Source organism: Altererythrobacter sp. KTW20L, assembly GCF_023501975.1.
Classification (GTDB): domain Bacteria; phylum Pseudomonadota; class Alphaproteobacteria; order Sphingomonadales; family Sphingomonadaceae; genus Alteraurantiacibacter.
This window is the reverse complement of record NZ_JAMFLH010000005.1, coordinates 147,304-168,021: the sequence shown is the minus strand read 5'-3', so window position 1 is coordinate 168,021 and position 20,718 is coordinate 147,304. Positions and strand designations below refer to the sequence as shown.

The following is a 20,718-nucleotide window of genomic DNA, read 5'->3' as shown; positions in this document are numbered from 1 at the left end:
CTGCATGGTGTCAATTCCCCGGCAATTCCCCGCCCCCGGCCCGCCTTAACCCCTGGCTAAGGCTGTCGCCCTACATTGCCTACAGGGGAGCTACTACATGGGCCTGGCCATAGCCGACAAGCCGAGAGTCGAGCCGCGCGTGCGGGCCATGGTGCGCGCGCGCCTGCGCGATTCGGCGGGTGAGCGCGATGTCTGCATCATCGACGTTTCGACCCGCGGCCTGCTGATGACCACGGCCTGCCCGCCCGGACGTGGCGAGTTTGTCGAACTGATCATCGGCCCCAATCGCCTGACCGCACTGGTCAAGTGGTCGGGGGAGCGGCGGTTCGGGCTGTCCTTGCGCGAACGGGTGAGTGTGGCCGCGATGCTGGAAGGCGGGGCTGGCGCGGTGGCGCTGGCGGTTTCCCCGGCAAGGGCGAGGCGCACGACAAATCACTGGGCGGCCCTCGCTGCAACACCCCAGGCCCTGGCGCGGATCGGCCAGTTTGCCATGGTGCTGGCGGCGCTGATGGGTGCTGGCTTCATCCTGACCGAGCTGGTCTCGAGCGGCTTCGATCCGATGCGCGCGGCCATGCTGGCGCAGAAATAGGGTGCACTAGGCCGAGAGGCAGCGGGCCAGCGCCACAAATTCATCGACCGACAGGGTTTCGGCGCGGCGGGCGGTGTCGATACCCAGCGCTTCTGCCGCCTCGACCGCGCCGGGCAGGCCCTTCAGGCTTTGCCGCAACATTTTGCGCCGCTGGCCGAAAGCGGCCTCGGTCACTTGCGACAACTTCGCGGCGCGCACGCCTTCGGGCGCCTCGTCCGGCGTGACATGGACCACCGCACTCATAACCTTGGGCGGGGGCGTGAAGGCGCTACGGTGGACTTTCATCGCCAGCTTGGCCGAAGTGCGCCACTGGGCCAGCACCGCGAGCCGCCCGAAGGACGATGTATCCGGTTCGGCCACGATCCGCTGCGCCACCTCCAACTGGAACATCAGTGTCAACGAGGTCCATTGCGGCGGCCATTGCGGGCTTTCGAGCCAGCGGACCAGCAGCGCAGTGCCCACGTTATAGGGCAGGTTGGCGACCACGGCGAAGGGCTCCCCCTGCATCAGGGTGCCGTGATCGATCTTCAGCGCGTCGCCTTCGACCACGGTCAGCTTCCCGGGGAATGCCTCGCCCAGTTCGGCCAGGGCTGGCAGGCAGCGGCGGTCCATTTCGATGGCGGTCACTTCGGCACCGGCCCTCAGCAGGGCGCGCGTAAGGCCGCCGGGGCCGGGGCCCACTTCGAGCACGCGCTGGCCGGCAAGGTCACCCGGAACGCGGGCGATACGGTCCAGCAGGTGCTCGTCGAACAGGAAGTTCTGGCCCAAGGCTTTGGATGCGCTGAGACCGTGCCGTGCGATGACTTCGCGCAAGGGCGGGAGGGTCATGCAGCGGCTCGATGCGCGGCGGCACTGGCGGCCATGCGAATCGCCGCGACCAGCGAATTGACCCGCGCCACACCCTTGCCGGCAATGTCGAAGGCCGTGCCATGATCGGGCGAAGTGCGCACGATCGGCAGGCCCAACGTCATGTTCACGCCCTCGTCGAAATCGAGCGTCTTCAATGGCACCAGCGCCTGGTCATGGTACATCGCCACGGCGACATCATAGGTGTCGCGCTTGTGCGGGGCGAACAGGGTGTCGGCGGGGTGGGGTCCGCTCGCATTGATGCCTTCGGCCTGCAACTGCGCGATGGCGGGCGCGATCACCGCCTGCTCCTCGTCGCCCATGCGGCCCTTTTCTCCGGCATGGGGGTTGAGCCCGGCCAGCGCGAGGTGCGGGTGGGCCATGCCGAAATCGCGCGTCATGGCTGCGGCGATCACGCGGCAGCGGCGCAGGATCAGGTCGATAGTGACCAGCCGTGACACCTCGGCCAGTGGCACGTGGACCGTCAACGGCACGGTGCGCAGGCTGGGCCCCGCCAGCATCATCACCGCGTCTTCTTCGGCGATGCCGCAGGCATGGGCGAGGAATTCGGTCTGGCCGGGGAAAGTGAAGCCGACACGCGCCAGTTCGGACTTGGAAACCGGCGCGGTGACAAGGCCACTCGCCGCGCCCGACAGGGCCAGGGCGGTGGCCTGTTCGAGCGAGTGCAGCGCAAGCCTCGCGCCCTCCACGCCCGGTTCGCCGGGGCGGTATGGGCCATCTCCGACCGTGGTGAGGACGGGAAGGGACGTGGGGAACAGCGCGGCAGCCGAAGCCGGATCGTCCATCACGGCCACCGGCAGGTCCACGCCGCGAGTTGCAGCAGCGGCGCGCAACACATCGGCTCCGCCTGCCACAACGAAAGCCGGCAGGTCCAATTCTGCCCGCGCGGCCCATGCGGCAGCGATCAGTTCCGGACCGACCCCCGCCGGATCACCCAGCGACAGGACGAGAGGCGCCATTTCAAGGTGAGCGGGGGCGGGCGGCGTCGGCACCACCCGGTCAGTTGTAATCGATCACCGCATCGCGGCGCAGGTCGCGCAGGTAGCGCTGGGCCCGGCGGTTGATCCGATCGTTTTCTAGGTTGTTCATAAGCTCGTCGAACTCAGGCCCCGACGTCTGCGATGGGTCATCGCGACCGCAAAGCATCAGCACGCGCACACCCTGCTGCACGTCACCGAACGGCGGGGTTGCCTCGCCCACGTTGAGTTCGAGCATGATGGGCTGCAGCGCGTCGGGCAGGGCGCGGACGGCAAGCTCGTCATTGGCGATGACCTCGGCTCCCATCGCGGCCGCCCGGGCATCGGCATCGCCGCAGCCGTTGATTTCGGCCACAGCGGCGGCGAATTGTTCGGCGCGCAACTGGAACTCGGATTCAGGTATGCCGGGGGGGAAATCCAGCGAAATCTGCTTGAGGCTGAGCACCGCGTCGCGCGGATCGGCCATGCCGATCTGGCGGCGGTCAATCAGCAACAGCAGCGAATAGCCGCCGGGTATCTCCAGCGGACCGGCCAGTTGCCCGGGGGCAAGGTCGCGCGCCGCGGCTTCGAGCACCGGGTTTTGCAACTGCTCGATGCGGATCCAGCCAAGATCCCCGCCAACGACGGCAGTCGAAGCCTGCGAAAACTGCCGGGCATAGGCGGCGAACGAACCGCCCTGGCGCAACTGGGCCACGATCTGGTTGGCATTGGACAGCACTGCATCGCGCGTGGCGGGGGTGGCCGCCATGTAGATTTCACCGATGCGGTATTCAAACTGCCCGCGGGCCGCATTCATGCGGTCAACGATCTCGTTCACTTCCTCGCTCGAGACATTGACGAAGGGGGCGATGTTCCGGCGCAGCAGCCGGTCCCACGCCAGTTCGCCCTGGATCTGCCGCTTGACCGTGCGCGCCGACGAACCGATCGAAGCGAGATAGGCGTCCATGTCCTCGGGGCTGAGATTGAATTGCTCGACCGCGAACCGGGTATAGGCCTGGTCCACCTCTTCGGCGGTGATTTCCATGTCGAGCGAGGCGGCTTCCTGCACCTGCAGCGTCTCGTCGATCAGGTTGCGCAGCACCTGCAGGCGCAGCCGGCTCATTTCTTCGGCCGGGATCTCCATGTTGTTGGATGCCGCGATAAGCGCCACGCGGTGATCCACGTCGGTCCCGGTGATGATATTCCCGTTGACCCGCGCAGTGGCGCGCCGGACGTTGGGATCGGCCTGGCCGAGGAAGTTGATATCGCCGGGAAGCTGGAACCCGTCTTCCTGCGCCTGCGCCACAGAGGCCCCAACCAGGCCGAGCACGGCCAGCGTGGCAGCGGTGGAGGCCAATCGTATCGTCTTGCCGAAACGGTTCACGTCGTTCTCAATCCTGTCGATGGCGCGATATTGCGCCGTTCTGCCCAAAGCAACTCCGGGCCAAATGCCAAGCCAAGGCTTAACCCAAGCTGAGTTGCCGTGCTGGAACGGCGGCTGATAGCCGCTTTGTCGCCTGCTGCCAATCCAGCCGCCAAGTACCCGTCCGGCCTATCACCGGAAGCCGATGTTGCGCAGGGCGAAATGCAGGCGGAAGGAGTTACCGCTGCGGGCATCGGCCAGCTCGATATAGTCGCGCCGCCAGGTAAAGCCCAGTTCCAGGCAATCATCGGCATAGGCGATGCCAAGGCGGGTGCGCAGCGGCTCGAAACCGTTGGCCTGGAAAGTCGGGTCTTCCTCGCGGTTGGTCATGTTGACCACGGCCGATCCGAAAATCGACCAGTAGCGGGCAAAGGCGATCCGCCCTGCGGCGCGCAGCTCCTCGCGGTCCTGCAGGTCTTCGAAGTCGAGGTCGATATTGCGGTCGAGCCGCAGGTAACCGACTTCGATGTAGGTCTGGTCATTTCCCAGCGTCGCATCGATCTCGTTGCGGCGCACGGCAAGGTTGTCCTTGTCGAGCCGGAACCGGTGCGTGAACTTGACGAAATCGCGGTAGCGCACCGTGGTCCGCCCGACAAAGTCGGACCATTGTTCGTTGAGGCCGGTGCCATCGGGAAACAGCGTCGGCTTGTCATTCAGGCGGTAGGACTGGCCGATGGTAGTTTCCAGCCGCCAGCCGGGAAAGCTTGCTTCCCAGTCGAGCCCATAGGTCAGGCGGACGCCGTCCTCCACCCGGTCATACCCCGGGAAGCGATTGAGCGCGAAGAGGTTGGAATCCTCCAGGTCGATCGCGCGGGCGTCCTCGTTGGGAATGGCCAGGTTGCGCACATCGGGCGTGGCCACGACCTGCATGCGCGGTGTTAAGATCTGCGATCCGCCCATGAATTCGCCGATGAACGGCCATTTCACATCCACCGCCGCCACGGCCACGCCGCGCGTCTGCCAGCCGTTCTCGCCGCGGTAGCTGGGCGTCAGGGTCAGCAAGTTCTGGTTGGAGTGATAGACATCGCCGCGCACCATGCCGGTCAGCGTCACTTCCTGCCCCATCCGGGTGATGCGCCTCAGGTCCCACTGGGCGCGGGCAAAGACGCGCTGGGTATCCTGCCCTTCGGTCCGGGTGATGGCCAGGGTGTTGAACTGTAGGTCCACCCGCCCGCCGGCGATCGGATCGGTGAGGCGGCGGCGATAGTCGAGCAGCGGCAGGGCCACCGGAACCTGTCCCTGACCCACCGGCACCAGCAGCGCCTGGGTGGCCCAGCCGGAAATCGACAGGTAGCTGTCCGGATCTATCCGCTCGACATTAACGGTGGAACGCAGCCGGTCCTCGCGGCTGATATCGTAGCGGCGGATGAAAGTGCGGTCACTCGCTGCCCGCAGCGATCCGGTCACGCTCCAGTTGGGGTCAAGCTGGTAGCGGCCATTGGCGAAGATATAGCCGCGCAGCGAGCTTTCTGGCGTCGGCACATTGGTGTTGAGCGGGATGCGGCGGCTGTAGGTACCATAGCCCGTCACCTGGAAAGCGCCGTCATCGTTCAACTGGCGGTACTGGGCCTGGAGCATCGGCGTGGCCGAGCTGTAGACAAAACCGGTCAGTGTCAGGTCGCGGTTTTCCTGGATGCGCCAGTAATAGCTGCTGCTGATTTCCAGCCCGTTGGACGCGGTTATGCCCAGATCGGGGATGAGGAAGCCCGACATCGCCCGCCCATCTGCGCTGAGCATCATGCCCGGCAGCGGCAGGACGCGCGTGCCGAACAGTTCAAGGTGCGCGCCCTGGAAACGGATAAGCTGGGTTTCGGCATCATAGACCACGCGCCGCGCGGTGATCCGCCAGCTTGGATCCTTGGGGCAGCCTTCGGCATCGACCACGGCGCAGGATGAATAGGCAGCCCGGTCGAGCACCACGTTGCCGGCCTCGTCACGCTCGGCCATGTCGGCGGCCAGCCGGCCGCCCTGGCGGAAGGCGAGGAGCAGGTTGCTCATGGCCCCGGCCTTCAACTCGTCGGTCAGTTCGAGCTGTTCGGTGAACAACTGGTTCCCGTCGCCATCGACCAGGCGGACATTGCCCTCGGCCACGATCTGGCCGGTGGTGCGGTTCCATACGATGCGGTCGGCGCGTACCGATTCGTCGCCCGATCGCGCCAGCACATCGCCCGATGCGGTCACCACATCGGCATTGCTGTCGTAATCGAGTTCGCCAGCTTCAAAGGCGATGCGGCGGCCTTCGGTTGCAGCCGGGTCATCGGCAGGGCCTTCCGACTCTGCTGGCGTCTCTGCGGGCACCGGTGCGGGTTCTGTCGGATCAGGCCGTATGCGGAAGCCCGGCTCGGTCATGGCGCTTTCTGGCTCGATCTCGGCAGCAGGTTCGTCCGTCGGTGAGGAAACCTGCGCCATCGCGGGCAAGGCCAAACAGGCCAGCGCAGTGGCGCCGAGTAGAGCTCCCAGCCGCATGGAATGCGATCGGGCGCGCACATGATCCGGCGCCGTTTCTCCGGCCAGATCCCGGACTTGTGGCGATGACGGCAGGGCAGGGAGCATGGGTTGCCTATCGCACCGCCCGCGCTTAACTGCAACGGCAGCATTCGCGGCCGCCAGATCGGATCGCCGTGTCCCCGTTTCGGATCACCGGAGAAATCATGAAAGTTACTTTCGCCCAGGCCCTGCCGTCCTCGCCCCGCCTCGTCGCCCGCCTTGTCGAAACGGACAAGCTGCCCGCCGACCTGCCGGTGGCCATGCTGCAAGGGGCCGAAGCCTCACGCTTTTCAGGCAAGGCCGGACAACTGTTCGAAGGCTTTGTCGAAAGCGGCGGCACGGTGGTGCGGCTGGCGCTCGCGGGCGCGGGCAAGGACAACGGGTCAAGCCGGGTGACCAATTTCGAGAAGGCCGGCGCAGCGCTGGCCGCGCGCTACCTCACCTCGGGAGAAACCGTGCTGGCGCTTGACCTGACGAGCAGCAAGGCCAGCCCGCGCGAAGTTGCCGCCGTACTGCTCGGCCTCAGGCTGCGCTCGTGGCGCTGGGATGCCTATCGCACCAAGCTGAAGGAAGAGCAAAAGAAGTCCCTCGGCGAAGTGGTCGTGGTCGGTGCGCCCGAAGGAACCGAAGCTGAGTGGCAGGCCGAAGCGGCCGTCGCCACCGGCGTTGAATTCACCCGCGAGCTGGTGGCTGAACCCGCCAACGTGATCTATCCGCAAAGCTTCGTCGAACGGTGCCAGGCGCGCTTTGCCGGAAGCGGTGTGGAGATTTCCGTGCTGGACGAGGACGAGATGCGCCAGCTTGGCATGGGCGCGCTGCTCGGCGTGGCGCAGGGCTCGGCCCGGGCTCCCAAGATGCTGGTCATCAAGTGGCAGGGCGGAAAAGCGGGTGCCAAGCCGGTGGTCTTTGTCGGCAAGGGCGTGACTTTCGACACCGGCGGCATCTCGATCAAGCCTGCCGCGGGCATGGAAGACATGAAGTGGGACATGGGCGGCGCAGGCGCGGTGGCAGGGGCCATGCTGGCGCTGGCTGGGCGCAAGGCCAAGGCCAATGTGATCGGCGTCTGCGGCCTCGTCGAGAACATGCCCGATGGCAATGCCCAACGTCCGGGCGACGTGGTCACCACCATGTCGGGCCAGACGGTCGAAGTAATCAACACCGATGCCGAAGGACGCCTAGTGCTGTGCGACGCGATGACTTGGGCGCAGAAGGAGTTTTCGCCGAAAACCATGGTCGATCTGGCCACCCTGACCGGCGCGATGATGATTGCGCTTGGCGTGGAGCACGGGGGGCTGTTCTCCAATTCCGATGCCCTGGCCGACAGGCTGGCGGCCGCCGGCAAGGCGAGCGGGGACAAGCTGTGGCGCTTCCCGCTTGCCCCCGAATACGACAAGCTGATCGACAGCCCGATTGCCGACATGAAGAACGTCGGCCCGCGGCTGGCAGGCTCCATCACCGCGGCGCAGTTCCTCCAGCGCTACGTCGATGAGGGCGTGGAATGGGCCCACCTCGACATTGCCGGGATGGTCTGGGCCGATAAGCCCGGCGCCACCTGGGACAAGGGCGCAACCGGCTATGGCGTGCGGCTGATCGACACCTTCGTGCGCGATACTGTCGAGGGCTGATCGCGCCCATGCCACGGATGCGCAAGAAGGCGGACCTGCCCAGCAAGACCTGCGCGTCATGCGGGCTGCCGTTCAGCTGGCGCAAGAAGTGGGAGCGGGATTGGGACAACGTGCGGTTCTGTTCCGACCGGTGCCGCAGCAGCAAGGACAAGCGCACCTTGGGAGCGGTGGCCTGAATGCGCCTTGGCTTCTATCTCCACGCCGACCAGCTGATCGAGCGGGTCCTGCCGCTGATCGCCCGCGCGGCCATGGGGCAGGGGCAGCGCCTGCTCGTGGTCTCGGCCGATGTGGAGCAAGTGGCGCGGCTCGATGCAGCCTTGTGGGAGGCCTTCCCCGACGAATTCCTCGCCCACGGCTTTTCCGGCGGGCCGCACGATGCGCGCCAGCCGATCCTGCTGTCGGACCGGTGCGAAGCAGCCAACGGGGCGACGCTGGTGGCCCTTGCCGACGGCCTCTGGCGCGAGGAGGCGGAAAGCTTCGAACGGGCGCTGCTGTTCTTCGATGAGGAGGGTCGTTCGGCTGCCCGCGCCACATGGCGGCTGTTCGACGGGCGCGAGGATGTGAGCCGCGAATTCCACGAGCTGGAAAACGGGCGCTGGATTCAGAAGGCCTGAACGGGCAAGCTTCAGCCTCGGACATTGGCACGGACATTAGGAGGATTTGCGATGCGCAGGTTTTTGGGGGTGAGTGCGGTGGCCTTGCTGGTGGCGGCCTGCGGTTCGGGCGATGAAGGCACGATCCAGACCGAGGATGGCGAAGTCACCTACGATATCGACAGCCAGGGCGAGGATGTCTCGGTCGACATGACCGGGCCGGGCGGCGAACATGTGACAGTGCGCAGCGGTTCGCAGGCGGTTGAAGGGATGCCCCAAGGCTTCTCGGTCTATCCCGGTGCCACGGTAGTGACCTCGACCTCGGTGAACACCACCGATGGCTCGGGCGTATTGGTGGTGCTGACCACGCCCGATGCGCCGGAAAAGGTGATCGAATTCTATCGCCAGCAGGCCGAAGCGGCGGGCGTGACGATCGATGGAGAGATGAACACCAATGGCACCCGGCTGATCGGCGGCGACGGCCCGGAGGGCCTGGCCTTCAGCGCCAGCGCCTCGCCCGGTGGTGACGGGGTGAACACGGTGCAGCTTACCGTGGGCCGGGGCATGTAACCCCGCCGCCCGCGTTGCAGATGCGAAAGCTTGCCCAAAGGCGGCAACAAGGCTAGGGGCGCGCCCGACAGGGGCGGCGGCACAGGCGGCTGGCCCTCACACGGATCCACAGGCGTATCTCAAAGGAACACCCCATGGCGGTTACCCGCACTTTCTCGATCATCAAGCCCGACGCCACGCGCCGTAACCTGACCGGGGCGGTCACCAAGATGCTGGAAGAAGCCGGCCTGCGTGTCGTCGCTTCCAAGCGGATCCACATGACCCGCGAACAGGCCGAAGGCTTCTATGCCGTCCACCGCGAGCGTCCGTTCTTCGGCGAACTGGTCGACTTCATGATCAGCGGCCCGGTGGTCGTGCAGGTGCTCGAGGGCGAGAACGCCATGCAGCGCAACCGCGACATCATGGGCGCCACCAACCCGGCCAATGCCGAGCCGGGCACGATCCGCAAGGAACTGGCCGAATCGATCGAAGCCAACACCGTCCACGGTTCGGATTCGGACGAGAATGCCGCGATCGAGATCGCCTATTTCTTTAAGCCGGAAGAAATCGTCGGCTGATTGCTCGGCAAATGCTGAATTCATGAACCCCGTCGGAGCGATCCGGCGGGGTTTTTGCTGCTTGGCTTTTTGATTGCGCGCAAGGGATTGCGCGGACGCGAGGCCTAACCTTGGCGAAACAACCAAGGAAAGGATCAACCATGTCCCACACCCCGCACGAACTCGCCGCCGAATTTCCGCAGGACGTTGCCGTCATCCACAAGCTGAAGCAGGACGATGCCCACTTCGCCCGGCTGGCTGACAGCTATCACGAACTGAACCGCGAAATTCACCGCATCGATGCAGAAATCGAACCGGCATCGGATGACCGTGCCGAACTGCTCAAGAAGAAGCGGCTGGCCCTGCTCGACGAAATCGCCCCGATCCTCGCCAAGGCGCGCGCATAGGGCTGAACCCCTTCGGGCGGCTAGTCCGTCCGAAGGGGCCGCGCGACATAGTCGGCGAACATGCGCGGATAGAGCTGGTATTCGGCCAGGATTACCCGCCGGGCCAGGCTGTCGACAGAGTCGGTCGGCAGGATGGCCACCGGGATCTGGCCCAGCAGCGGCCCGCCGTCGAGCTCCGCCGTCACCACATGCACCGAACAGCCGCCGTACTTCTCGCCCGCGTCGATGGCCCGCTGGTGGGTGTCGAGGCCCTTGAACTTGGGCAGCAGGGAAGGGTGGGTGTTGACCATACGGCCTTCCCAGCCCGACACGAACTCGGCGGTCAGGATGCGCATGTAACCGCACAGCGCCAGGTATTCCGCACCCGATTCCCTCAGCGCCGCATCCATGACTGCTTCGTGCTCGGCCCGGTCCATGCCGTGATGGTCGTGGGCGAAAGTGGCGATGCCTTCGGCCTCGGCAATCTTCAGGCCCGGCGCATCGGGCACGTTGCTGGCGACCAGCACGATTTCATAAGGGCAGTCGGGCAGGCGCGAGTGGAACAGCAGGGCCGACATGGTGGTGCCGTTGCCCGACAGCAGGCAGGCGACCTTTGCCTTGGGCCCCAAGTCAGGCATTATGCGTCGCTTCCCAGTCCTCGCGGGCCGACCAGGTTCCGGCCGATCCCTTGACCGTGCAGCCCTTGGCGCCTTCGACGATGGCGCCGATGCGGAACACCTGTTCGCCTGCCTCTTCCAGCGCGGCAGTCACGCCATCGACCTTGTCCGGCGTTACGGCCAGCACCATGCCGATGCCGGTGTTGAAAGTCCGCGCCATCTCGACCGGCTCGATATTTCCCTGGGCCTGGAGGAAGGCCATCAGTCGCGGCAGTTCCCAGCTGTCGGCATCGATCACCGCATGGGCCCCCGCGGGCAGAACACGCGGCACGTTCTCCAGCAGGCCGCCGCCGGTGATATGGGCCAGCGCATCGATCTGCCCGGCGCGGATCACCGGCAGCAGGCTTTTGACATAGATTCGCGTGGGTTCGGCCAGATAGTCGATCAGCAGGCGATCGGGATCGAACAGGGCGGGGCGGTCCATCTTCCACAGCTTGTCCTCCGCCAGCCGCCGGACCAGCGAATAGCCGTTGGAATGGACGCCCGAACTGGCGAGGCCCAGCAGCACGTGGCCGGAGGCAACGCGGTTGCCCGTCAACTGTTCGCCGCGCTCCACCGCGCCGACGCAGAATCCCGCCAGGTCATAGTCTCCCGCGGCATACATGCCCGGCATTTCCGCCGTCTCGCCGCCGATCAGGGCGCAGCCGGCCAACTTGCAACCTTCGGCAATGCCCGCGATCACCCGCTCGGCCACGCCGTTGTCCAGCTTGCCAGTGGCGAAATAGTCGAGGAAGAACAGCGGTTCGGCACCCTGCACGATCAGGTCGTTGGCGCACATGGCGACAAGATCGATGCCGATGGCATCGTGCCGGTCATGGTCGATGGCGATCTTGACCTTGGTGCCTACGCCATCGTTGCCCGCCACCAGCAGCGGATCCTTGTATCCCGCCGCGCGCGGATCGAAGAAGCCGCCGAAGCCGCCGATCTCGCCGTCTGCACCGGGGCGACGGGTGGCTTTCACCAGGGGGCCGATGGCCTTGACCAGCCGGTTGCCGGCATCGATCGAAACGCCTGCCTGTTCGTAGGTGTATGGTGGAGTGTTGGAAGTCATTCACCGCCATTGGCGCATTCGCGCTTGGATTTCCACTCGCCTTGTCGCAGAAGGGCCGCGATTTCCCCGATGCTGAACCCAGTCGCCTCTTCACCCACGCAATCGCACCGCCCGATGCTGCAGTTTGCGGCGCCTGTCGTGCTGGCCCTTGGCGTGCTCGGCGCGGCCAGCCTGTTCGCCCAGGTGGCCGGTGATCGCGGCATCGCGCCCGTCGCCAGCAGCACCGATATCGAGGTGTCGGGAATCGAGGTCAACGTGACCGGCGACAATCCGGACGATGCGCGGATGAACGGCTGGCTGGAAGCGCAACGCATTGCGTGGGAACGGATCGACGGGCCCGATATACCCGATTCGCGGCTGCAGGGGCTGGTCTCTGCCATCGTGGTGGAAGAGGAACGCCTCGGACCGCGGCGTTATGTCGCGCGGCTGGGCGTGATTTTCGATCGCCAGCGCGCCGGTTCCCTGCTGGGCGGAGAAGGCGCGCGGGCAAGGTCTGCCCCGATGCTGACCCTGCCGGTGATGATGACCGGCGGCAGCGCAACCATGTTCGAATACCGCAACCCGTGGCAGCGCGCCTGGGCCGAAACGCAACTGGGTGCATCGACGATCGACTATGTCCGCCCATCGGGCGCAGGCGGCGAATCGCTGCTTTTGACCTATGGCCAGACCGGTCGCCGCAGCCGTGCCTGGTGGAATACCGTGCTCGACCAGTTCAGCGCGGCCGACGTGCTGGTGCCGGTGGCGCGGCTCCACTATTCGTGGCCGGGCGGGCCGATCGAGGGGCAGTTCACCGCCCGCTACGGCCCCGACAACCGCTTCCTGTCGTCATTCACCATGCGCGCTGACGGGCCGGGCCAGTTGCCGGACATGCTGCGCCGCGCGATCACCCGGTTCGACGAGATCTACCGCCGCGCCCTGGCCGATGGCACCTTGCGCCCCGATCCCACGCTGACCCTCGACATGGTCGAGATCAGCCCCGAACTGCGCGCTTTGATCGAACAGGGGCGACTGGCCGAAGCGATGGGAGTAGCCGACGCGCCGGGCGTGGCTCCGCCGGTGGCCGGAGGGGTCTCCTCGCCAGGCGAACAGCCGGTTCAAGCCGCCACGGTCAATTCCATCGTGGTCCAGGCCGCCACCCCCGATGCGCGCAGTTTCGATGGCACGCTGACCGGCATTCGCGGCGTGGCAGGCGTGCGCGGACTGTCGGTATCGAGCACGGCAATCGGCGGCACTTCGGTGATGCAGGTCAACTATGCCGGATCGATCGGCGAACTGGCCGATGCTCTGCGCGCCGCCGGCTGGCAGGTGACCGTGGGCAACAACGCGCTCGCCATCGCGCGCTGAGCGCGCGGGAACGGCAGAACGTCCCATGTCGCAGATCGCCCTTCCTCTCACCGCTACCGGCAAGGGGCCGCAGCGCATCGTGATCGGCGCGGGCAATGCCCACGTCGCCGAGGCGCTGGCACGGCCCGAAAGCTGGCCGTTCCATACAGCCGTGCTCACCGGCCCGCCGCGCTCGGGCAAGTCGCTGTTCGCGCGCTGGTTTGCTTCGTCCGGAAAAGGCGAGGCGGTGGACGACGCGCATCTCCTGCCCGAGGACGAACTGTTCCACCGATGGAACCGTGCGCAACAAAGTGGCACCCCGTTGCTGCTGGTGGGCGGGGAGCCGCCGTGGACCATTGCCTTGCCGGACCTGCGCTCGCGTCTGGGTGCGGCGCTGCAACTCGATATCGGCATGCCGGATGATGGACAGGCGGCAGAACTGCTGTTGTCGCTGGCCGCCGAGCGCGGACTGCCGCTGGGGCCGGATGCGGCCATCTACCTCGTCCCCCGGGCCTCACGCGCGCAGGAAGATCTCGAAAAGCTTGTCGCGATGATCGACCGCTTGTCTCTGGAGCGCAAGACCCCACCTACTGCCGGCATCTGGCGCGCGGCGCTGGAAGCGCTGCATGGCCCGGACGAGCCGCGCTTGCTTTGACGTGACGATGGTGGGAGACTGGCACCGATGTTTGACCGCCTGATAAGCTATCTGGACTCGGTCCACGCGCGTGATCCTGCGCCGCGTTCGCGGTGGGAGATCCTGCTCTATCCGGGTGTCTGGGCGCTGGGCTTCCACCGGGTGGCCCACTGGCTGTTTGTCGGACGGCTTTACTTCCTCGCCCGGTTCATCAACCACCTGTCGCGCTGGCTGACCGCGATTGATATCCATCCCGGCGCACAGATCGGCAAGAACTTCTTCATCGACCACGGCTTTACCGTGATCGGCGAGACCTGCGAGATCGGCGACAATGTCACGATCTACCAGTGCGTTACATTGGGCGGAACCAATCCCACCAATGGCGAAGGCGGCAAGCGCCATCCCACCTTGTGCGACAATGTGATCATCGGTTCCGGCGCGCAGGTGATCGGCCCGATCACCGTGGGAGAACGTGCACGAGTGGGGGCCAACGCCGTGGTGACCGACGACGTGCCCGAAGGCGCGACGATGATCGGCCTCAAGGCGCGGTCCACCCTGGTTCCGGCCGAAACCTGGTTGCGTGAATTCATCCCTTACGGCACGCCCTGCGACGAACCGTGCGAGCCGGACTATTCGCGCATCGATGTGCTGGAGCGCGAACTCGCCGCCATGAAGGCCGAGATTGCCGCGCTCAAGGCCGAACGCGAACAAGCTCCCGCGACCCGCTGCCGCAAGAGCGGGACCGACGATTGATGCGGGTGCCGCCCGGCGATTTCACACTGCTTCCGTTCCCCGGCGGGGCTGCGCCGCAACAGGTCGGGTTCGAGCGTGTCGAGCTTGCCCGTATCCTGGACCTCTATGGCCGCATGGTCGCCGCAGGTGAATGGCGCGACTATGCGATGGACTTTACCCGCGACTATGCCGTGTTTGCGGCTTTCCGCCGCACGGCAGATGTCCCGCAGATGCGCCTCGAAAAGCGGCCCGCCTTGCGCAACCGGCAAGGCATGTGGGCACTGTTCGGCGAACACGGCCAGGTGCTGAAACGCGGCCATGAACTGGCAGGCGTGCTGGCGCCAATGGAGCGCAAGCTGGTTAAGCTTGTCTGATTACTCGAAAACTGCTGCCGAGCTTACCCCGTGCGCCTGCGCCGTGGTCACCGCGTTTATTATTCGCAGCAGGTAGGCGGCCGAGCCGGTCCAGAACAGGATGTTGAGGAGGCCGAGCACCGATGTCGCGGCAGGCGGCGTGGTCCAGTAGGCATTGGTTATCAGCGGTACCAGGGCAATGACCACCACGATGAAGGCCAGCAGGACTGCGGCCAGGTGGCAGGCCCACCAGCTCGTCACATCGCCCACGCTGCTGGCGGCAAAATCGGCCGGTTCGCCATTCGAGCGGTTGTGCAGATCGCGCATGGCCTTCATCGGCACGAACAGGTTGGCGACAGGAACAAAGAAGCTGCCGACCGCCCAGCCGGGCGAATAGTTGAGCCCGCCCACTGAGCCTTCATGCAGGTTCGCATGGGCGCGATAGAGCCACAGGCTGACCGGGATCGTCCCCAGCAGCAGCACCAGCCAAAGCAGCAGTTCGCCCAGGCCATAGAGTGCGAGAATCTGGGGCGGCGGATAGGCCAGTTGCAACTGCCGCGCCATGACCACCAGCAGCAGGCAGAATGTCAGTGCGCAGACCACGATGAAGGTCCACAGCGCCAGTCGGCAGACTTTCGCCCGCGTTTCAAGCCGCGCGGCACCGCGAATGGTTACTGTCATCCCCCCGTATCCCCCTTGCTCTATCCCAGTGCGGCCAGTGCCTCCACCAGATCGTCGAAATGGTCCACCAGCACGTCGGCGCCAAGTTCGCCCGGCGGGACATCGTGATAGCCGAAGCTGAGTGCCACCACCGGCACTCCCGCATTGCGCGCTGCGAGCACGTCGAACGTGCTGTCGCCCACCATGGCAAAGCTGCCGCCGCCGCAGCGGGCGACCGTCTCATGGATCAGGTCGGGCGCGGGCTTGGCGCGCTCGCGGCCCAGCGTATCGCCGCCCACGATGGAGGCGAAGCGTTCGGTCAAGCCGAGCTGTCCCAGCAGCAGGCGGGCGAGCACTTCGGACTTGTTGGTCACCACCGCCACCTTGCAGCCATGGCCAGTCAGCACGTCCAGCGCATCGAGGCAGCCGGGATAGGGCAAGGTATTGGCGGCGATATTGGCGGTGTAGTGTTCCAGCAGCAGCTCGTGCAGTTCATCGAAATGCGACATGGCCACCGGCCCGCCGGTCACTTCCAGCGCGCGTTCGAGCATGCGCCGCGCGCCGCCGCCGATCAGCGAGCGGGTAGTATCCAGGCTCACCTGTTCGCGACCTGCCGCAACCAGCGCGTGGTTGACGGCCGGGGCGAGGTCCAGTGCGGAATCGACCAGGGTGCCATCGAGGTCGAAGCCGACGATGGAAAAGGGAAAATCACTCATCCGCAATCCACTGGCCCAGCGCGGTGGAAACCGCAATCATTTGGTGGCATTGACCCTGTCCATGATGGAACCCGAACGACTGATCGCCGCCATTGTCCTTGCTGCGGGCAAAGGCACCCGGATGAATAGCCAGCGCCACAAGGTGCTGCACGAAATCGGAGGCAAGCCGATGATCGAGCATCTGCTGGCCGAAGTGGACCGGCTGGGCGCCAGCCGCACCGTAGTCGTCGTGGGCGAAGCGCGCGAGCAGGTCGAGGCGCGGCTGGCGGGCCGGGTGCAATTCGCCGTACAGGACCGGCAGCTCGGCACCGGCCATGCGGTGATGCAGGCCGAACGCGCGCTCCAAGGCTTCGCCGGCGACGTGCTAGTGATGTATGGCGACGTGCCATTCGTGCGGGCGGAAACCATGATGGCCATGCTCAAGCGCCTCCATGCAGACGACGCGCCCGCCGCCGTGGTGCTGGGCTTCAAGCCTTGGGACGCGGGCCATTATGGCCGCGTGCTGACGGATGGCGACCGGATCGTGAAGATGGTCGAATTCAAGGACGCGAGCGAGGAAGAGCGCGCCTGCCCCTTGTGCAATTCGGGCCTGATGGCCGTACGCAGCGACATCCTGTTCACCCTGCTGGGCAATGTCGGCAACGACAATGCGCAGGGCGAATTCTACCTTCCCGATGTGGTCAACGTGGCCATTGCCGCCGATGTGCCGACCGCGGTGGTCGTCACCAGTGATCCTGACGAAGTGGCCGGCATCAACAGCCGCGCCGAACTGGCCGAGGCGGAGGAGCGCTTCCAGCAGGGGCGGCGCGCCAAGGCCATGGCGCAAGGGGCCACGCTGGTCGCGCCCGAGACCGTATTCTTCAGCCATGATACCGTGCTGGGGTCCGATGTGCTGGTCGAACCCAACGTGGTCTTCGGCCCTGGTGTGACCGTGGCGGATAACGTCCGCATCCGCGCCTTCAGCCATCTGGAAGGAGCGACATTGGCCGAAGGGGTGGAGATCGGGCCCTATGCGAGGCTCAGGCCTGGCGCAGTGCTGGAGGCTGGCGCGAAAATCGGCAACTTTGTCGAAGTGAAGAACGCCACGCTGGGTGCCGGGGCCAAGGCCAACCACCTGACCTATCTGGGCGATGCCACGGTGGGGGCGGGGGCCAATATCGGCGCCGGCACGATCACCTGCAATTACGATGGTTATTTCAAGCACAGGACCGTGATCGGAGAAGGGGCCTTCATCGGGTCGAATTCCGCGCTGATCGCGCCGGTCTCGATCGGGCGTGACGCGATTGTCGGCGCGGGTAGTGCGGTCAGCCGCGACGTGGCCGATGGCGAGCTGCGCATGGTGCGGGCCGAACAGCTGGTGAAACCCGGCTGGGCCGACCGCTTCCACGATGCGATGAAAAAGAAGAAGGAAGCGGGCAAGTGAGCGCGGAAAACCAGGCGATTGGCGAGCAGGGACTGGCCCTGTTGCTCGAGGCGAGCCGCAATTTTGCAATCAGCCAGATCGCGCAGGGCCAGCGGTTGATCCCCTTTGCCGGTCGTGCCAACGCGGCAGGCGAGATCGATTTCATCCGCTTTGTCGATGAGGATACCGAGCTGCCGCTGGACGAGATCTATGACAAGACGCAGGCCGCCATCGCTGAAGAGGCCCGCGCGGGTCAGCTAGTCGCCGCCACGATGGTATCGGCAGTGGGCGGCACGCCGGGGCAGTTTGGCGAGGGGTTCGACAGCGCAATACGCGTTCATGTCGAGGCGCCGGACTATAGCCGCGTCGTGCTGGCGCCGTTCCGGGTTGAACAGAGCGAAGGGCAGGACGCGAAACTGGTAGTGGGTGAGTTATTGCCGATCGAAGCCGATCCGGCAATTTTCGCCGCTTGAGAACAGCGAGGGTGATCCGCTTGACATGATATCATGATATGATATCAGTATATCACCATGACCCGCATCCTTGCAGACCTGCCCGATGACGAGATCGAACGGCTCGACCGCATTGCCCGCGAGCAGGGCAAGAGCCGCGCGGCCGTGCTGCGCGAGGCGGTAGCTTCCTACAATGCGCAGCCAGGGGATAGCGGCGACCTCGACTGGCTTGAAGCGGGCTTTGGTGCCTGGAAGGACCGCACCGATATCGGCGATGCGGTCGAGTGGCAGCGCCGTGAGCGGGCCTCGTGGACCAGGCCCTGGGATGATGACTACGACGAGGTGAAGGCCGAATTTCCTGATCTTTTCGATGCCGAAGATGATCGGCAACGCCAGATCTATCTCGACATGAAGAAGGGCATTTATCCCGAACCGCGGAAGCCGGGCGCAGCGTGAGCGGCTTTACGTTCGATTCGAACATCCTGATCGATGCCCTGGGCGGTTCGATGCTGGCAAAGGCGGAGATTGCACGGGGTGCTGCACTGGGCGCTCGGGTTTGGATTAGCCGCATGGTCTGGGTCGAAGTCATGTCGAAGGGCTCACCGCAGGACATGCACCGGACCGAACACTTCCTGAGCGGGTTCGGTGTCGATGAGATGGATGGCGAAATCGGGGCGCGCGCTGCTGCCTTGCGACGGGAAAGGCCACGGCTGAAATCCCCGGACGCAATCATCCTGGCAACCGCGCAATTGCGTAACCGGCTACTTGTCACACGAAATACCAAGGAATTCCCGGCAGAGATGCCTGGCATCCGCGTCCCCTACACCTTTTAGCGAAAGCGCAGACCAGCATGTGCGGAATTATCGGAATTGTCGGCCAGGAGCAGGTTGCGGACCGGCTGATCGATGGCCTCAGGCGGATGGAATACCGCGGCTATGACAGCGCGGGAATCTGCACCCTGCACCAGGGCGAACTGGTCCGCCGCAGGGCTGAAGGCAAGCTGGCGAACCTGGTGCGCGAAGTGGCAGGCAATCCCGCCCCCGGCCTCACCGGGATCGCGCATACCCGCTGGGCTACCCACGGTGCGCCCACCGCACGCAATGCCCACCCCCACGCCACGCCCGAAGTGGCCATCGTCCACAATGGCATCATCGAGAATTTCTCCAGCCTTCGGGCCGAACTCGAAGCCCGCGGGCGCAAGTTCGAAAGCGAGACCGACAGCGAGGTGGTCGCCCACCTCGTCTCTGAACAGGTCGAGGCCGGCAAGGGGCCGGAGGAAGCAGTGGCCGAAGTCCTACCTCGCCTGCGCGGGGCCTTCGCGCTGGCCATCGCCTTTCGGAGTCATCCCGACCTGCTGATCGGCGCACGGCTCGGTTCGCCGCTAGTCGTCGGGCTGGGCGAGGGCGAGAGCTACCTCGGGTCCGACGCGCTGGCCCTGGCCTCGCTCACCCAGCGGGTGATCTACCTGGACGAAGGTGACTGGGTGGCCATCCGGCGCGACTCCATCGCCATCCGCGATTGCGACAACAGGCCGGTGGAACGTGCTGTCGTTGCCTCGGGAGCCAGCGCCGCGGCAATCGAGAAGGGGCATTACACCCATTTCATGCAGAAGGAGATCTTCGAGCAGCCGACCGTGGTGGCGCAGACCCTGCGGAGCTACCTGCGTCCGCTCGAACGGCAGGTCGCCCTGCCGCAGATCGACTTCGACATTTCGGCCATTGATCGCATCACCATCGTTGCCTGCGGCACCAGCTACTATGCCGCAATGGTGGCCAAGTACTGGTTCGAGGCCTTTGCCCGCGTGCCGGTGGACATCGATTTCGCTTCCGAATTCCGTTACCGCGACCCGATCTTGCCTGCGGGCGGCCTGGCGCTGTTCATCAGCCAGAGCGGCGAGACGGCCGACACCCTGGCCGCCCTGCGCCACTGCAAGGCGGCGGGGCAGACCATCGCCGTGGTGGTCAACGTGCCCACCAGCACCATGGCGCGCGAGGCGGACCTGCTGCTGCCGACCCATGCCGGGCCGGAAATCGGTGTGGCAAGTACCAAGGCCTTTACCTGCCAGCTTGCCGTGCTCGCCGCCCTCGCCGCCCATTTCGCGGTGAAGAAGGGCCGGATGAATGCCGAGGAGGAGGCCGATATCGTCGCCCACCTGCTGGAAGCACCTGCCAAGCTCAACCTGGCGCTGGAACATGACGACGAGATCAAGGCCATGGCTCACCTCATCGCGCCTGCCCGCGACGTGCTTTACCTCGGGCGCGGGCCGGACTTCCCGCTGGCGCTGGAAGGCGCGCTAAAACTCAAGGAAATCAGCTATATCCATGCCGAAGGCTATGCCGCCGGCGAAATGAAGCACGGGCCCATCGCGCTGATCGACGAGGCCGTCCCGGTTATCGTGATCGCGCCATCGGGCCCCTTGTTCGAAAAGACTGTGTCCAACATGCAGGAAGTGCGCGCGCGCGGCGGCAAGATCGTGCTGATTTCCGATGCCGCTGGCCTTGCCGAGGCAGGAGAAGGCTGCCTTGCCACGATCGAGATGCCGCAGGTCCATCCGCTGATCGCGCCGCTGGTCTATGCCGTGCCGGTGCAACTGCTGGCCTATCACGTGGCCTGCGCCAAGGGCACCGACGTGGACCAGCCACGCAACCTGGCGAAATCGGTAACGGTGGAATAGTTCGGAAACGTT

At 65.4% G+C, this 20,718-nt stretch carries 23 protein-coding genes and 1 pseudogene; 16 read left to right on the top strand and 8 right to left on the bottom strand.

Going from position 1 to position 20,718, the window contains the following annotated elements:
- The first annotated feature begins 97 nt into the window (after positions 1 to 97).
- A complete protein-coding gene (locus M3P36_RS06685; protein WP_249702477.1) occupies positions 98 to 589 on the top strand; it encodes a PilZ domain-containing protein in 492 nt (163 codons plus the stop codon).
- A gap of 6 nt (positions 590 to 595) precedes the next feature.
- Here M3P36_RS06685 and rsmA read toward each other — a convergent pair whose 3' ends face one another.
- The 4 genes from rsmA to M3P36_RS06665 all read right to left on the bottom strand — a co-directional run bounded on the left by rsmA (position 596) and on the right by M3P36_RS06665 (position 6,388).
- Positions 596 to 1,417, bottom strand: a complete 822-nt coding sequence (gene rsmA, locus M3P36_RS06680) for a 16S rRNA (adenine(1518)-N(6)/adenine(1519)-N(6))-dimethyltransferase RsmA (protein ID WP_249702476.1) — start codon at positions 1,415 to 1,417, stop codon at positions 596 to 598.
- A complete protein-coding gene (gene pdxA, locus M3P36_RS06675) occupies positions 1,414 to 2,415 on the bottom strand; it encodes a 4-hydroxythreonine-4-phosphate dehydrogenase PdxA (RefSeq protein WP_249702475.1) in 1,002 nt (333 codons plus the stop codon). Before pdxA ends, rsmA begins: the two co-directional genes overlap by 4 nt.
- A gap of 40 nt (positions 2,416 to 2,455) precedes the next feature.
- Complete coding sequence (locus M3P36_RS06670) at positions 2,456 to 3,796, bottom strand: peptidylprolyl isomerase (RefSeq protein WP_249702474.1); 1,341 nt, start codon at positions 3,794 to 3,796, stop codon at positions 2,456 to 2,458.
- 171 nt (positions 3,797 to 3,967) lie between these two features.
- Positions 3,968 to 6,388 carry an LPS assembly protein LptD gene (locus M3P36_RS06665; RefSeq protein ID WP_249702473.1) on the bottom strand — a complete coding sequence of 807 codons (2,421 nt, stop codon included), beginning with the start codon at positions 6,386 to 6,388 and terminating at the stop codon, positions 3,968 to 3,970.
- A 98-nt stretch (positions 6,389 to 6,486) separates the two neighbouring features.
- Between M3P36_RS06665 and M3P36_RS06660 the strand changes: the two genes are divergently transcribed.
- From M3P36_RS06660 to M3P36_RS06635, 6 genes are all read left to right on the top strand, one after another.
- Entirely contained in the window at positions 6,487 to 7,947 is a 1,461-nt protein-coding gene (locus M3P36_RS06660; RefSeq protein WP_249702472.1) for a leucyl aminopeptidase, read from the top strand.
- An 8-nt stretch (positions 7,948 to 7,955) separates the two neighbouring features.
- Positions 7,956 to 8,123, top strand: coding sequence for a DUF2256 domain-containing protein (locus M3P36_RS06655; protein ID WP_249702471.1), 168 nt, complete (start codon positions 7,956 to 7,958; stop codon positions 8,121 to 8,123).
- Positions 8,124 to 8,561: a DNA polymerase III subunit chi gene (locus M3P36_RS06650; RefSeq protein ID WP_249702470.1), complete on the top strand. Its 438-nt coding sequence runs from the start codon at positions 8,124 to 8,126 to the stop codon at positions 8,559 to 8,561.
- Between the two features lie 51 nt (positions 8,562 to 8,612).
- The gene (locus M3P36_RS06645; RefSeq protein ID WP_249702469.1) at positions 8,613 to 9,110 is read left to right on the top strand and encodes a hypothetical protein; all 498 of its coding nucleotides are present in this window, start codon (positions 8,613 to 8,615) and stop codon (positions 9,108 to 9,110) included.
- Positions 9,111 to 9,244: 134 nt separating this feature from the next.
- On the top strand, positions 9,245 to 9,667 hold the full coding sequence (gene ndk / locus M3P36_RS06640) for a nucleoside-diphosphate kinase (RefSeq protein WP_249702468.1): 423 nt from the start codon (positions 9,245 to 9,247) through the stop codon (positions 9,665 to 9,667).
- 140 nt (positions 9,668 to 9,807) lie between these two features.
- Positions 9,808 to 10,053, top strand: coding sequence for an HP1242/YdcH family protein (locus tag M3P36_RS06635; RefSeq protein ID WP_249702467.1), 246 nt, complete (start codon positions 9,808 to 9,810; stop codon positions 10,051 to 10,053).
- 35 nt (positions 10,054 to 10,088) lie between these two features.
- Here the strand turns inward: M3P36_RS06635 and purN are convergent.
- Positions 10,089 to 10,670: pseudogene (gene purN, locus M3P36_RS06630) on the bottom strand (phosphoribosylglycinamide formyltransferase); the annotation flags it as partial.
- Complete coding sequence (gene purM, locus M3P36_RS06625; protein ID WP_249702466.1) at positions 10,663 to 11,760, bottom strand: phosphoribosylformylglycinamidine cyclo-ligase; 1,098 nt, start codon at positions 11,758 to 11,760, stop codon at positions 10,663 to 10,665. The pseudogene purN and the gene purM, both read right to left, overlap by 8 nt.
- 69 nt (positions 11,761 to 11,829) lie before the next feature.
- Here purM and M3P36_RS06620 point away from each other — a divergent pair, with 69 nt between their 5' ends.
- From M3P36_RS06620 to M3P36_RS06605, 4 genes are read left to right on the top strand one after another with little or no spacing between them, the layout of a single operon-like run.
- Positions 11,830 to 13,104 carry a heavy-metal-associated domain-containing protein gene (locus M3P36_RS06620; protein WP_249702465.1) on the top strand — a complete coding sequence of 425 codons (1,275 nt, stop codon included), beginning with the start codon at positions 11,830 to 11,832 and terminating at the stop codon, positions 13,102 to 13,104.
- Positions 13,105 to 13,129: 25 nt separating this feature from the next.
- Positions 13,130 to 13,738: a P-loop NTPase family protein gene (locus M3P36_RS06615; RefSeq protein ID WP_249702464.1), complete on the top strand. Its 609-nt coding sequence runs from the start codon at positions 13,130 to 13,132 to the stop codon at positions 13,736 to 13,738.
- Positions 13,739 to 13,765: 27 nt separating this feature from the next.
- The gene (gene epsC, locus M3P36_RS06610; RefSeq protein ID WP_249702463.1) at positions 13,766 to 14,470 is read left to right on the top strand and encodes a serine O-acetyltransferase EpsC; all 705 of its coding nucleotides are present in this window, start codon (positions 13,766 to 13,768) and stop codon (positions 14,468 to 14,470) included.
- Positions 14,470 to 14,823 carry a DUF2794 domain-containing protein gene (locus M3P36_RS06605; RefSeq protein WP_249702462.1) on the top strand — a complete coding sequence of 118 codons (354 nt, stop codon included), beginning with the start codon at positions 14,470 to 14,472 and terminating at the stop codon, positions 14,821 to 14,823. The genes epsC and M3P36_RS06605 overlap by 1 nt, the downstream gene beginning before the upstream one ends.
- On the opposite strand, the gene M3P36_RS06600 is transcribed toward M3P36_RS06605, so the two are convergent.
- Both M3P36_RS06600 and M3P36_RS06595 read right to left on the bottom strand, forming a co-directional pair.
- Complete coding sequence (locus M3P36_RS06600) at positions 14,824 to 15,483, bottom strand: DUF4328 domain-containing protein (protein WP_249702461.1); 660 nt, start codon at positions 15,481 to 15,483, stop codon at positions 14,824 to 14,826. It abuts the gene before it with no gap.
- Between the two features lie 20 nt (positions 15,484 to 15,503).
- Complete coding sequence (locus M3P36_RS06595) at positions 15,504 to 16,178, bottom strand: HAD-IA family hydrolase (RefSeq protein WP_249702460.1); 675 nt, start codon at positions 16,176 to 16,178, stop codon at positions 15,504 to 15,506.
- A 61-nt stretch (positions 16,179 to 16,239) separates the two neighbouring features.
- On the opposite strand from M3P36_RS06595, the gene glmU reads away from it, so the two are divergent.
- The 5 genes from glmU to glmS are packed head-to-tail and all read left to right on the top strand — an operon-like array spanning position 16,240 to position 20,706.
- Entirely contained in the window at positions 16,240 to 17,601 is a 1,362-nt protein-coding gene (gene glmU, locus M3P36_RS06590; RefSeq protein ID WP_249702459.1) for a bifunctional UDP-N-acetylglucosamine diphosphorylase/glucosamine-1-phosphate N-acetyltransferase GlmU, read from the top strand.
- On the top strand, positions 17,598 to 18,053 hold the full coding sequence (locus M3P36_RS06585) for a hypothetical protein (protein ID WP_249702458.1): 456 nt from the start codon (positions 17,598 to 17,600) through the stop codon (positions 18,051 to 18,053). Before glmU ends, M3P36_RS06585 begins: the two co-directional genes overlap by 4 nt.
- Before the next feature lie 57 nt (positions 18,054 to 18,110).
- Positions 18,111 to 18,488, top strand: coding sequence for a ribbon-helix-helix domain-containing protein (locus tag M3P36_RS06580; RefSeq protein ID WP_249702457.1), 378 nt, complete (start codon positions 18,111 to 18,113; stop codon positions 18,486 to 18,488).
- Complete coding sequence (locus tag M3P36_RS06575; RefSeq protein ID WP_249702456.1) at positions 18,485 to 18,865, top strand: PIN domain-containing protein; 381 nt, start codon at positions 18,485 to 18,487, stop codon at positions 18,863 to 18,865. Before M3P36_RS06580 ends, M3P36_RS06575 begins: the two co-directional genes overlap by 4 nt.
- Before the next feature lie 17 nt (positions 18,866 to 18,882).
- The gene (glmS, locus tag M3P36_RS06570; RefSeq protein ID WP_249702455.1) at positions 18,883 to 20,706 is read left to right on the top strand and encodes a glutamine--fructose-6-phosphate transaminase (isomerizing); all 1,824 of its coding nucleotides are present in this window, start codon (positions 18,883 to 18,885) and stop codon (positions 20,704 to 20,706) included.
- The last annotated feature ends 12 nt before the right edge of the window (positions 20,707 to 20,718 follow it).